Raw genomic sequence first — 13,770 nt, 5'->3', positions numbered from 1 at the left:
GTATGACACAAAATAGGCAAGCATACTGGTCTGTTATTTTTTTGATTGTGCCTTAGGAAGGGAAGTATACAAAAGTTTATGAGTACAATATTTAAAATCTATAAAAGAGATATAAAAAGGATAATAACGAATATTCCTCTTATGTGTATAATAGCGGGGCTTCTTTTGGTACCAGCATTGTATGCATGGATTAACATAATAGCTTCCTGGGATCCTTATGGAAATACTAAAGGTTTGTTAGTGGCGGTAGTAAATAATGATAAAGGTGCTGAATTTAAAGGAATGGAAATTAATATTGGTGATGAAGTAATTGATAAACTAAGGGATAATGAAAGCATTGGCTGGACTTTTGTTGATCAAAATGAGGCAGAAAGTGGAGTGAAATATGGAAGGTACTATGCAAGTATAACAATGCCTGAAGATTTTTCAAACGATCTTCTCTCTTTGGCAGTAAGTGGAGAGCCTAATAAGGCTAATTTAATTTATTCAGTTAACGAAAAAATCAATGCTATAGCTCCTAAGATCACAAAAAGTGGACTAACCACTTTGCAAAGCGAAATAACCAGTTCTGTTACTGAAGAAGTAAGCAATGCAGTGCTTAATTATATGAGTGCGTATGGTATTGTACTAGAACAGCTTAAACCAGAGCTAAAAGAGTTTATGAATATATTAAGTGATATAGATAGTAATCTTCCTCAAATTGGTGAAAATATAGATAATGCCTATAATGGAGCTGTAGATATGAATAAGTTCATAAAAAATCTTCGAGAGAATATACCTAACATAACTAATTCACTTAATGATGCGCAAAATGTAATTAAATCTAGTAATGATTTTTTTAGTACGTTTAATAATACAATAAAAAGCATATCTCCATACATAAAAACAGATTTAGCTGAAGTAAAGGCTAATGGAGAAGCAGCTAAAAATAATCTTAACAGGATTAATAATTCTATAGATACAGCGGTTAAAGATCAGCAGGATGATTTAAAATCTGCAACTGATAATATAAATAGTGCAATAGCTCTTATTAACAATGATATAAATGTACTTAAGTCTGTAAATAATATTTTACATAGTGATATATTGTCTAATTTTATAAGCAAAATAGAAAATCTTAGAGATCAACTAGTTCAAAATAAATTAAGTTTAGATGCTTTAGCAGCTGCACTAAGTAATGGTAATAAGCTTTCTTCTGATGCAGTAAATTCCTTAATACAAAATATAGATAAAACCTCACAGCTTATAGATGACTCAATAAGTAATTTTGACAATGTTATTTCCCCAGAAATAAATAACTTGATAGATAATACTACGGCTATGGCGAATAATTCATTAACACTTTTGGAAAGTGCAAAAAACAATATTCCTCTCATAAGTAATTTACTAAAAGATGCTGATATTGGTACGGACCTTGGAGGAGCTGAAATTAAAAATATTAAAGATAAATTCCCAAATGCAGAGGATATAATCCACAGCAATGTTGAAAGGTTTAAAAATTTAGATGACGATCAAAAATTTAATGAACTTGCAAGCCTCCTACAAAAAAATCCGGAGAATGTAAGTGATTTTTTAGCAAATCCAATCGAGCTTGTACAAAACAGAATATTTCCTATACCCAATTATGGGTCTGCTATGACTCCCTTCTATAGCACTCTTGCAATTTGGGTTGGCGGCTTTACATTGCTTTCTATATTATCTACACATGTAGAGAAGTTAGAAGGAGTTAAGAAGTTAGGAACAACTAAAAAATTTTTCGGCAGGTATTTAACTATTGCTACTCTTTCACTACTTCAAACTTTTATTATTGTTTTAGGAAACCTTATTTTCATTAAAACTTATGCTGTAAGTCCAATAATATTTTCAATATTTTCTCTTTATGTAGGCTTGGTATTTAGCATGATAATCTATACTTTGGTTTCTGTATTTGGAAACGTTGGTAAAGCCTTAGCACTTATTATAATGGTACTTCAAGTTTCTGCTTCAGGAGGAACTTTTCCCATACAGCTTACACCTAGATTTTTTCAAAATATAAGTCCAATGCTGCCTTTTACTTATGCTATAGGAGGCATGAGAGAGGCAGAAGGGGGAATTGTTTGGAGTTCTTTATGTTATGATACAGGAATTTTAGCTATATATTTTTTCATATCCATAATAATTGCTGTATTTCTAAAGGAAAAGGTAAATAAGAAATCAGAAAAGTTCATTAGTAAGATGAAGGAAAGCGGGTTAGTTGGAGAATAAAAATAAATCTCAGTAAAAAAGCAACAGTTTAGGTCTAAAAGCCTAAATAATAATTATTGTTTTTGTAACAGTCTTTTCCTAAATAATATTATCTACTTAAAAAGGAGTAGATGTGGTATAAAAAATAATCAAATGATAATATTGAAATGGAAATTTTGCAATAGTAAAATGGAATTAATAAAAAATAATGTGCAAAGAGGTATATGTAATAATGAATTTAATTGATTACATATGCCTTTATTTTTTATCATATTTACAAATTTGTGATTAGAAAGTAAAGAGGGGGGATAAAAGGTGCAAAGTTTAGAAACAAATGACTGGATGGTTATTAATAATATAGTATATCAAATTAATTCTATTGAGGATTCAATGACCATGAGAAAAAATTTTCTTACTCAGATGGCTCTTATTCTAGATTTTGATAGTGCTGATTTTTATATTGCATCAGAGTTAAATAGCCATGTCCTAACTAATCCGGTTTTTTACAATTATAAACCCCAAAGTGATGAAAACTACATGGATAAATATGATAGCGTAGATTATAGCAGGGGATTGATGTTTGGAGGAAAAAGCAAAGTATATAGAGAAAGTGATATTATTTCAGAAGAAAAAAGAGTGCAGACAGAATATTATAAAATATATTTTGCACCTAATAATTGGCACCATACTTTAAACATGATATTAGCATATAAGAATCAGTTTATAGGAGTAGTATGTTTTTTTAGATTAAAGGGGAGAGAGGATTATACATATGAAGATTCTTTTATTTTAGATATTATAAAGGAACATATGGCATTTAGATTATATCAAGACTTAAATAAAAGTTCATTGAATGATGAGAAAATAACCCTTTCACAATGTGTAATAACCTATAATTTAACAAAAAGAGAGGAGGCTGTCTTAAAGGAACTTATGAATGGTACAGGAAATAATGATATTAGTGATAAATTATGCATTACCAGCAACACTTTAAAAAAACATATACTTAATATCTATCGAAAATTAAATATAAAAAACAGAGTTCAGCTATTTAAAATGGTTAAAGAGAAAGAATAACATACTACTTTATAAGTATATATATATCAAAAAGTATAATTAAAATGGTGTTTTTGGACAATTGTTATAAAAACATTTTGATAGTATATTATTCACAAGAAGTAATTAACTGATTATAATAATTTTTCACATAATTTAATAACTTGGGGGTGATTTTATGAAGGAAATAGTGCTAATCATAAGACCTGAAAAGCTAGAGATTGTTAAAAGTATTTTAGATGAGTATCATTGTGGCGGAATGACGATTTCAACTGCCATGGGATGTGGAACTCAAAGAGGCTCTTTAGATGGAGTTAATCAAATTAAAGGCTTAAAGACTAATATAAATTTATTACCTAAAATTAAGGTTGAGGCGGTAGTAGAAGATAATATATTAGAAGACATTTTCTTAGCAGTAATAAACAAGGTTGGCACCGGTAACGTTGGAGATGGAAAGATTTTTGTTCGAAACATAGAACAAGCTGTTCGTATAAGAACTGGTGAAAGAGGAGTCAAAGCTTTATAATTATATATTTTTAAATGCAAGGGTGCATAAAGATACAGATATCTTTATGCATTTTTTAATTAAAAATTAATGTTTAAGTACATGAAAATATAATTGACTAATAGCAAGAAGGCATAAGGATAATAAGCAATATTTATTTAAGGAGTGAAGTTTTATGATTAAGGGAAGCTTAAAAAAGTTTATGGCAATTATGATGGTTGGGACTATAGCAGCAACAATTTTGGCAGGATGTGGTTCAAACAACCAAAATTCTTCTGACAGCAGTAATTCTAGTGAGAAAAGTGGAAGTAAAGAATTAAACGTTATTACTTGGTCAGAATATATACCAGACGAGGTAGTAAAAGGTTTTGAAGATAAATATGGAGTTACAGTTAATTTAACCACATATTCTGATCCAGATGAAATGCTTGCTAAGATGAATTCGGGAGCAAAAGGAACGTATGATATGATCATTGGACCTGCACAAGATATTAAAACCTTAAAAGATCAAGATTTAATTCAGAAAGTAGATACTAGTAAAATAGATAATTTTAAAAATCTTGATGAACAATATTTACATGAAGCTAATGATCCTAAAAATGAATATAGCATTCCGTATTTAGGTACAAGCATTTTAATTGCAGTTAATACAGATAAAATTAAAGATAATATAACCTCATATAAAGATTTGTTAGATCCTAAATATAAAGATTCAATGGTTGTCGTTGAAGATGCAAGACCAATTGTTGGTATTGCATTAATGGAAAATGGCTATAAAATAAACGATACAAGTGATGAAGGCTTAAAGAAAGCAGAAGATTATTTAACACAGTTAAAACCAAATATTCATGCCTTTAATGGGGATAGTCCGAAAACCTTATTATTAAATGGTGAATGTTCTTTAGGTCTTGTATATGGTGGTGAATGTGCATTAGCAGCAGAGCAAAATCCAGCGATTAAAGTAGTATATCCATCAGAAGGAATATATTTCACTTTTGATATGATGATGAAAACAAATGGCGCAAAGAATCCTGAGAATGTAGATTTATTCATGAATTATATTTTAGATCCACAGGTAAGTGCAACTATTTCTAAAAACTTCCCATATGTAAATCCAAATAAAGCAGCTAAAGATGTATTAGGAGATGACTATAAGAATAATATAATGGAAAATATTCCTGAAACAGAATTAAAGAAGAGCCAAGGTTTAGTTGATATAGGAGATAATGTATCAAAAATAGTTGATATCTGGACTAAATTTAAAGGTTAGACATATTTAATGAAATAACAAGTAATTAGGAGGTTATTTTATTAAATAGTTATTAAAGACCTGACTTGTTATTTTTATTAATAAGAATTTATAAACTTTGGAGGGGATGAAATGTCTGAGGTTATCGTAAAAATAGATAATATAAATAAAAAATATGGAGATAATTATGTAGTTAAAGATTTAGCTATTGATATAAAAAAAGGTGAATTTTTAACTATGCTTGGACCTTCAGGTTGTGGTAAAACTACTACTTTAAGAATGATAGCTGGTTTTGAAACACCTACAAGCGGAAATATTTATATAGAAGGTGAGGAAATTCAAAATACGGAAGCCTATGATCGTGAAGTAAATACAGTTTTTCAAAATTATGCATTATTTCCTCATATGACTATTTATGATAACTTAGCGTTTGGGTTATCCATAAAGAAGGTAAACAAGAAAGAAATAAAAAAACGTGTTATAGAAATGCTTGAATTAGTACAATTGGTTGGTTTTGAAAATAGAAAACCTGATCAGTTGTCAGGTGGGCAAAAGCAAAGAGTTGCTATAGGAAGAGCTCTTATAAACAGACCTAAGGTTTTGTTATTAGATGAACCTTTAGGAGCTTTGGATTTAAAACTAAGGAAACAGATGCAGTTTGAATTAAAGAGACTTCAAAAAAAATTAGGGATTACCTTTATTTATGTAACACATGATCAGGAAGAAGCACTTACTATGAGCGATAGAATTGCAATTATGAGTGGTGGAAATCTTGAACAGATAGGAACTCCAAAAGAAATATATGAGAAACCAAAATCTAAATTTGTAGCAGACTTTATTGGAGAGTCAAACTTATTCTATGGAGTTGCAAAAAAGAGAGAAGATAATGCACTAGAGGTAAAGGTAGAGAGCGGTAATGTAAGCACGTTAGGTTCACAAATAAATGATAATGAAATAATTTATGTGTTAGTAAGACCAGAAAATATTAAATTATCTAAAGCACCAATTGATGGGTTTACCCTTGTTGGAAAGGTGAAAGAACATGTTTATATTGGGAATGTAAATAAGACAATCATTTTGCTTCCTACAGGAATGGAAGTGAAGATGAACACCAATCCCAAAATAGAGCTGATGTCAGTAGATTCAGAGGTATATATTTATTGGGAAAAAGAAGATGCAGTTGTAATTAAGTCTCCAAGTCAGGAAGTTTTTAGTGTTATAGATAATCCTGTATTTACAGCAGAGAATCAATTAAAGTAAGGGGGTAGTTAGATGAATCATAAAAAGAAGATAAATTTACCGCTTGTTACTACAGTAGGACCAGTTTCAGCATGGATGATTTTACTTGTAGCTATCCCATTTATTTATGTTTTTGTTATGAGCTTCATGCTTAAAGATCCAAATGGTGGAGTTAAAATCGGATTTACATTAAATAATTTTAAACAGGTCTTTGATCCGCTTTATTTAAAGGTATTTGGAGAATCACTTTTGATTTCAATTTTTACAACTATAATATGCATATTGGTTGCTTATCCATTCACTTATTTTATAGCTCAAAAGACAACTATAAAAAAGACTGTCTTTATGGCAATGGTAATAGTACCGTTTTTAGTAAGCTCTTTAATAAGGCTTTTTGGATGGATTAATATACTTCGTAAAGATGGTATTCTAAATTCATTGTTATTAAAATTAGGATTAATTCATCAGCCTCTTGAGTTAGTATACAATACTACAGGAGTTATGATTGGTCTAGTATATATGTTATTGCCATTTATGATTTTGCCTTTATACAGTTCAATTGAAAAATTAGATAAGTCTTTGTTAGAAGCTTGCAGTGACCTAGGAGCTAAGCCAGCAGCTGCATTTTGCAGAGTAACATTGCCACTTACAATGCCTGGAATATTTGCAGGAAGCATCTTAGTTTTTATTCCATCTCTGGGATATTTCTTTGTTACAGATATACTTGGAGGCAGCAAGACTCAAGTAATTGGAAACATTATCAGAAATCAATTTATAACTGCAAGAAACTGGCCTCTAGGTTCAGCTATTTCAATCTTTTTAATAATAATTACATTGATTCTCGTATGGCTGTATCAAAAATCAGGCGGTAGTATGGATGATTTAGGAGGGATGTAAAATGGTAAAAGCAAAGAAGAAAAGAATATCTGGAGTATTAAAAAATGTCTATATTGGTCTTGTTTTTTTATTTTTATATCTTCCTATTTTCTATGTAATAGTTTTTTCATTTAATACCTCAAAGTTGAATATTGTTTTCGAAAATTTCACCCTTCAATGGTATGGAAGTTTCTTTAAAAATAGAGCTTTGATGGATTCCCTTGCAAACACATTAATTATTGGGGCTGCAAGTACAACTGTTTCAACTGTTATAGGAACTATTGGTGCTATTGGATTAAATAAATATAGATTTAAAGGAAGGGGAATAATAGATAAGTTATTATATATTCCTATAGTAATACCAGAGGTAGTTTTGGGAATTGCATTACTTTCTATATATTCTGCATTAAGTATTCCTTTAGGACTTATAAGTTTAATTTTATCTCATATTACTTTTAGCATACCTTTTGTAGTAATAACAGTCAGAGCAAGGCTTGCTGGCTTTGATAAATTTTTAGAAGAAGCAGCCATGGACTTAGGAGCAAATCGTATGGTTACTTTTTGGAAAATTACTCTTCCACTAATAATGCCAGGAGTTTTATCAGGGGCAATGTTAGCTTTTTCATTATCTATTGACGATGTTGTAATCAGCTTTTTTACAACAGGACCAGGAAGTATGACCCTTCCCCTTAAGATTTTTTCAATGGTAAAGACGGGAGTAACTCCAGAAGTAAATGCTTTGTCTACGGTAATAATGGTTATTACTATTGCAATTATTGCTGTGAATACTGCCTTTCAAGTTAAAAGACTAAAAGCTAAAGGGTAAACTGTTAACTAAATAAAATGGAGGTTAATATGAAATATGATTTTGTTATAAATAACGGTACCATAATAGATCCAAAACGTAGAAAAAGTACTGTAGCTAATCTTGGAATCTTAAATGGAAAAATAAGTGCTATAACAAGAGAAAATATAGAGGGTACCGTTGAATTAGATGTTACAGGAAAAATTGTATGTCCAGGAATCATAGACATTCATGCTCATGTTGAAGGAAATTTAGAATGTGCAAAAGTGATGGCAGCAATGGGAGTTACTACAGTTTATAATGGTAACTGCGGAATGTCTCCAAAAGATATCAAGGAGTTTTATGATAAATATAAATATTTTCTAATTAATCAAGTGGAACAAATTGGACATACGACCTTAAGAGAGCAGGCTGGGGTCAATGATAGATATAGACCATCAACTAAGGAAGAAATAAAAATAATGAAAGCTAATCTTGAAGAAGCATTTGATTTTGGTGTTAGCGGGTTATCTTTTGGACTTGAATATGTACCAGGAAGTTCTGAAACGGAAGTTTTAGAATTAGCAAAAATAGCAGCAAAGTATGGTAAACTCGTATCAATTCATACAAGGTCAGATTGTTATGGAGGCCTTATAACCTTGAGAGAAGCTATTGATATAGCAAGAAAGACTGGAGCAGCTATAAATATTTCACACTTAGTCTATCAATTTGGAATGGGAATGGCAGCTGAAGCTTTGCATATGATTGATGAGGCTTTGAAGGAAGGACTAGATATATCAGTTGACAGTGGTTTATATAGTGGATTTGCAACAGCTATTGGAAGTGCAGTTTTTGATGAAGGGTGTATAGAGAAATGGGGCTGTGACTATAGCAGTTTAATTGCAGGAACAGGAAAATACAGAGGACAAAGATTATCAAAAGAAATATATGAGGAACTTAGATATAATTATCCAGAAGCTACGGTAATAGGTATGGTAGGAAAAGAACATGAGGTTTTTGAAATTCTAGATAAACCATATATGATGGTTTCTACAGATGCAGGTACAATGTATGATAATGGAATTCCAGGCCATCCTCAAGATGCTGGAACCTTTCCAAGATTCTTTAGGACTATGGTAAAAGAACAGGACAGGCTTACCCTTATAGAAGCAATTAATAGATGTACTTATATGCCTGCTAAACGTCTAGGCTTAGAGAATAAAGGAATTATTGATGTTGGCGCGGATGCAGATATTTTAATATTCGACCCTGACTTAATAGAAGATAAAGCTATGTATCCTTGTTTTGGGTCTACGGATTTAAGACCAGAAGGTATTGAATATGTGTTTATAAGTGGAGTTATGACGGTCAAGGGAAAAGAAGTTTTAGATGTAAATGCAGGAAATGTTATTAAAGATAAATGTGAATTTTGGAAATGGGATTAAGAATTAAACTAATAAAAAATATATATACGAGTTTGGTAAAGTGCTAAAGGTTGATTGTAAAATTTAAGTGAAATTAATTGGGAGGTTAAAATATTATGGAAATTAAAAAGATGTATATAAATGGTGAATGGGTGGAGGCAATTTCAAAAAAGACAAGAGATGTTATAAATCCAGCAAATGGACAAGTAATTGCTAAAACAACAGAAGGTGGAGTTGAAGATACTAAAGCAGCTATTGCAGCTGCTAAAGAGTCTTTTTATGGAAAAGGAGAATGGAGAAGAATGAATGCGCAGGCTCGCGCAGATATTCTTTTGCAAATTGCAGATAAAATAGCAGAAAAAAGAGATAGATTTGCAATGCTTGATACTATAGATAATGGAAAACCACTTCGTGAAGCAGAAGGCGATATTGATGATGGAATTCACTGCTTTAGATATTATGCGGGGTTAATAACAAAACCATATGGAGGCGTTTATGATGTAAATGATGGCTTTGGGCAGATGCATTCATATACAGTTCATGAGCCAGTAGGTGTATGTGGACAGATAACACCTTGGAATTATCCAGTTCTAATGGCGGTTTGGAAATTAGCACCAGCAATTGCAGCAGGCAATAGTGTCGTATTTAAGCCAAGTTCAAACACTCCTTTATCAACTATTGAATTATTTGAAATATTTGATGAAGTTGGACTTCCAAAAGGCTGCGTTAATTTAGTCTTAGGGTCAGGTGGAACTGTAGGGCAGGAGATAGCAGAAAGCAATGATGTAGATATGATTACTTTTACAGGCAGTACAGAAGTTGGTCAGAGTATTGCTAAAGCAGCCGCTCGTAATCTTAAGAAAGTAGGGTTAGAACTTGGAGGAAAATCACCAAATGTTATTTTTGCAGATGCAGATTTTGAAGGTGCTGTAGAATGGGCTATGATTGGTATTTTCTTTAATCAGGGTGAAGTATGTTCAGCAGGCTCACGTATAATTATTGATGAGTCTATAAAAGATAAATTCGTAGCACGTCTTGCGGAAAGAGCAAATGCAATTACTATAGGCAATCCAGTAAATAATCCTGATATGGGACCACTAGTTTCAAAAGAGCATATGGAAACAGTATTAAAATATATTGAAATAGGCAGAGAAGAAGGCGCAACTTTAGTTTGTGGCGGTGAGAGATATACTGAAGGTGAATGTGCAGAAGGATATTATATTAGACCAGCTATATTTGATAATTGTAAACCTGATATGAGAATTGTAAAAGAAGAAATTTTTGGACCAGTAGTAACTATTCAAACTTTTAAGACAGAAGAAGAAGCTATAGCTTTAGCAAATGACACAATATATGGATTGGCAGGAGCAGTATTTACTTGTGATGGAACAAGAGCATTAAGAGTAATAAAAGAAATTCGTGCAGGAATCACATGGATAAACTGCTACAATCCAACTTTCAATGAAGCGCCTTGGGGTGGATATAAGATGAGTGGATACGGAAGAGAATTAGGTATCCATGGCTTAGAAGAATATCAAGAAATAAAACAAATAAATATTAATTTAACACCAGGCCCAATAGGCTGGTATGAACACTAAAAGATTATATACTTTTCATAATCATAAAATAGATTATTAAGACAGCATAATATGGTGAGATTTTAATAAAAATACTCATTATATTATGCTGCCTTAATAGTTTATAATCAAATAATATTATTCATGATTTATCTCTAAATTTTAATAAATTCCATTTAGTTGATACATTAAATTTTTTATATAGATTCTGAATATGTTTTTTTAAAGTATATCCACTTATAAATAGTTTTTCAGCAATTTCATCATTATTCATATCTTCAAAAATAAGCTGTAATATCTCGGATTCGCGATTGGTTAAATTATATTTGGAAGCAAGAGCAGCTATTGAATAAGATGTGCTGGAAGGATTTTTTGAATTTTTTGTATAGTGATTGTAAAAACTAAGATTTAAATGATCACTAAAAGCTTTTACTAGAAATATCTCATCAGACGTAAAATCCCCTTCTTCTTTAGTACGATAAATTGTAACCACACCTAGAAAAACATCATTATATACTAGATTTAATTGTAAAGAATAATGAAGTCCAAAAGGTTCATAACATTTTTTATATAGTGTTGTTTTTATTCTCTCACTTTCAGGCATTAAGTCACTTTCACGAATGAGAAGAGATTGTCCACTTAACATAATCCATCGGGTATAATCGTCATCTTCATTTAAAAGATAATTTTTTTCGGTATCTGAGTAAACTTCAGGTACACAAATTGGATCACAAAGTAAGTTTTTTGAATTAGTATGATCAGCCATTAATATGCTGGAGGCAGTGCTTGGAACCAACATTTTAAGTAAATTTAAAAATGTAATTTTCATAGTATCAAAATCAGAAATACTATATATCTGATATATTATGTTATTTATTAAGAGAAATTCATTGTTCTGCATAAAAATACCTCTCTGTAATGATATAATTTTTAAGCAAAGTGTTAAACGATGTCATATAAAAATAAAACAAATATATGACATGTATTTTGGAAAGTAAAGAATAAAAACAGTTTATCACAATTAAATATGCTTGTATATATAGTGACTATACTAAATGTGAGTATCAACAGATATTAAGTAAGAAAAAATCTACTTATAAAGTAGTATAAATACTTTTAAAATAATACAATAACCATACCGTAGTGGAATTGTAATCAAGGATTAATTTATTTTATAATAATATCAATAAAAGAAATATATGAATACAACGGCGTATTAATGATTTAAAAATCAATATAATACGCCATTTTAATTTTAGAAAGGAAGTACTGATTATGGCACAAAAAGAACAGGTTATTGAGGATTTAAAAAAAGTAATAGGATATATTAAAAGTAATGAACTGACAAATGAGGAAAAAGAAAAAATAACAAAAGATACAGTAAATTATTTTGATAATTATGTGAGTCCAGGCTGGTTAAAATATAGAAAATCAGTATCAACAAACGCGGCAGTTGTAGAATGGACTGATAAGGGAGCATATTGTACAGGCTTATATGGAGAAGAATTTATAGATTGTTTAGGCGGCTTTGGAATTTATACATGCGGACATAGAAATGATGAGATACTTGATGTTGTAAAGGCACAGCTTGATCATCAGGCTTTACATTCACAAGAATTATTAGATCCTTTAAGAGGATATCTTGCAAAAGCAGTTGCAGATATTACTCCGGGAGATTTGGAATACTGTTTCTTTACAAATGGAGGTGCAGAAGCAGTAGAAATGTCATTAAAGCTTGCAAGAATTGCTACTGGCGGCAGATGGTATATTTCAACTGTCGGAGCTTTCCATGGCAAGTCAATGGGAGCTATTTCAATGGGAGGAAAAAGTACTTACAGAATACCGTATTCACCAATGGTACAGCAAGTGCAGCATGTTGAATATGGCAATGCAGATGATATGAGAAAAGCTATAAAAAATCTCGTGGCTGTTGGAGAAAAAGTTGCAGCAGTTATATTAGAACCTATACAAGGTGAAGCAGGAATCATCATTCCACCAGAAGGCTATCTAAAGGAAGTTAGAGAAATATGTGATGAATATGATGTAGCATTGATTTTTGATGAAATCCAAACTGGTATGGGTAGAACAGGAACTATGTGGAGATGTGAAGCAGAAGGTGTAGTTCCTGATATAATGACTTTTGGTAAAGCTTTTGGTGGCGGAATAATGCCAATAACAGGTATTATATGTAAGCCTAAAATGTGGGTACAAGAATTGATAGATAATCCGTGGTTGTTAGGTTCACCAACATTTGGAGGAAATCCAGTCTGCTGTTCAGCAGCACTTGCAACAATAAAATACATGCTGGAAAATGATGTGCCTGGACAATGTAAAGCAAAAGGAGAATATCTTAAAGCAGGATTAGAAAAATTATGGGGAAAATATCCTGAAGTAATTGATGAAGTAAGAGGAACAGGACTAATGCTTGCAGTAGAATTTTGTGAAAGTGAAGTCGGATATTCTGTTGCTAAAGGAATGTTCAAAAGAGGGGTCATGACAGCAGGAACTCTAGTAAATGCTAAATGCATTCGTTTTGAACCAGCAGCAGTAATTTCTAAGGAAGATATGGATAATGTAATTGAAAGAATGAGCGCAGCTTTAGAAGATACAAAGAAGGAATTTAATTTATAAAATATATTACTATGCAAAATGCTGTAAATAATAGGGCGAAATGATATAAAATTTGTAAAATATGAAGTATAATGAAGATAGAATGTTTAGAGATAAGTGTTCTATCTTTTTTATATTTGGAAGATTTATTTATTAAGGTTAAAGTGGTGAGTATGTCTATAATGTGAACTTCATTCGACTAGATAAAAAATATTTAAATGATAAAT

General features: G+C 31.0%; 11 protein-coding genes. 10 read left to right on the top strand and 1 reads right to left on the bottom strand.

Translation table 11 applies throughout. The annotated features are described in order from the left end of the window. Window positions 1-78 precede the first annotated feature (78 nt). The 9 genes from CLOBL_RS24580 (at window position 79) to CLOBL_RS24540 (ending at window position 10,954) form a co-directional block, all read left to right on the top strand. Window positions 79-2,244 (top strand): YhgE/Pip domain-containing protein, encoded by a 2,166-nt coding sequence (locus CLOBL_RS24580; protein ID WP_077861415.1) that lies wholly within the window; start codon window positions 79-81, stop codon window positions 2,242-2,244. A 294-nt stretch (window positions 2,245-2,538) separates the two neighbouring features. Next, window positions 2,539-3,300, top strand: a complete 762-nt coding sequence (locus CLOBL_RS24575; RefSeq protein WP_077861414.1) for a helix-turn-helix transcriptional regulator — start codon at window positions 2,539-2,541, stop codon at window positions 3,298-3,300. A 157-nt stretch (window positions 3,301-3,457) separates the two neighbouring features. Then, window positions 3,458-3,805 (top strand): P-II family nitrogen regulator, encoded by a 348-nt coding sequence (locus CLOBL_RS24570; protein WP_009171249.1) that lies wholly within the window; start codon window positions 3,458-3,460, stop codon window positions 3,803-3,805. Between the two features lie 154 nt (window positions 3,806-3,959). After that, complete coding sequence (locus tag CLOBL_RS24565; protein ID WP_077861413.1) at window positions 3,960-5,054, top strand: spermidine/putrescine ABC transporter substrate-binding protein; 1,095 nt, start codon at window positions 3,960-3,962, stop codon at window positions 5,052-5,054. Window positions 5,055-5,165: 111 nt separating this feature from the next. After that, window positions 5,166-6,293, top strand: a complete 1,128-nt coding sequence (locus tag CLOBL_RS24560) for an ABC transporter ATP-binding protein (protein ID WP_077861412.1) — start codon at window positions 5,166-5,168, stop codon at window positions 6,291-6,293. 12 nt (window positions 6,294-6,305) lie between these two features. After that, window positions 6,306-7,169, top strand: coding sequence for an ABC transporter permease (locus CLOBL_RS24555; RefSeq protein ID WP_009171246.1), 864 nt, complete (start codon window positions 6,306-6,308; stop codon window positions 7,167-7,169). 1 nt (window position 7,170) lies between these two features. Next, a complete protein-coding gene (locus CLOBL_RS24550) occupies window positions 7,171-7,974 on the top strand; it encodes an ABC transporter permease (RefSeq protein ID WP_077861411.1) in 804 nt (267 codons plus the stop codon). A 29-nt stretch (window positions 7,975-8,003) separates the two neighbouring features. Further along, on the top strand, window positions 8,004-9,377 hold the full coding sequence (locus tag CLOBL_RS24545) for an amidohydrolase family protein (protein WP_077861410.1): 1,374 nt from the start codon (window positions 8,004-8,006) through the stop codon (window positions 9,375-9,377). A gap of 95 nt (window positions 9,378-9,472) precedes the next feature. Then, the gene (locus tag CLOBL_RS24540) at window positions 9,473-10,954 is read left to right on the top strand and encodes an aldehyde dehydrogenase family protein (RefSeq protein WP_077861409.1); all 1,482 of its coding nucleotides are present in this window, start codon (window positions 9,473-9,475) and stop codon (window positions 10,952-10,954) included. Between the two features lie 121 nt (window positions 10,955-11,075). Here CLOBL_RS24540 and CLOBL_RS24535 read toward each other — a convergent pair whose 3' ends face one another. Next, window positions 11,076-11,834 carry a helix-turn-helix transcriptional regulator gene (locus CLOBL_RS24535; RefSeq protein ID WP_077861408.1) on the bottom strand — a complete coding sequence of 253 codons (759 nt, stop codon included), beginning with the start codon at window positions 11,832-11,834 and terminating at the stop codon, window positions 11,076-11,078. 374 nt (window positions 11,835-12,208) lie between these two features. Here CLOBL_RS24535 and CLOBL_RS24530 point away from each other — a divergent pair, with 374 nt between their 5' ends. Then, the gene (locus CLOBL_RS24530) at window positions 12,209-13,564 is read left to right on the top strand and encodes a putrescine aminotransferase (RefSeq protein ID WP_077861407.1); all 1,356 of its coding nucleotides are present in this window, start codon (window positions 12,209-12,211) and stop codon (window positions 13,562-13,564) included. The last annotated feature ends 206 nt before the right edge of the window (window positions 13,565-13,770 follow it).

Origin of the sequence: Clostridium sp. BL-8, from assembly GCF_002006495.1 — a bacterium.
Taxonomy (GTDB): Bacteria; Bacillota; Clostridia; order Clostridiales; family Clostridiaceae; genus Clostridium.
This window is presented reverse-complemented; position numbering and strand designations above follow the sequence as displayed.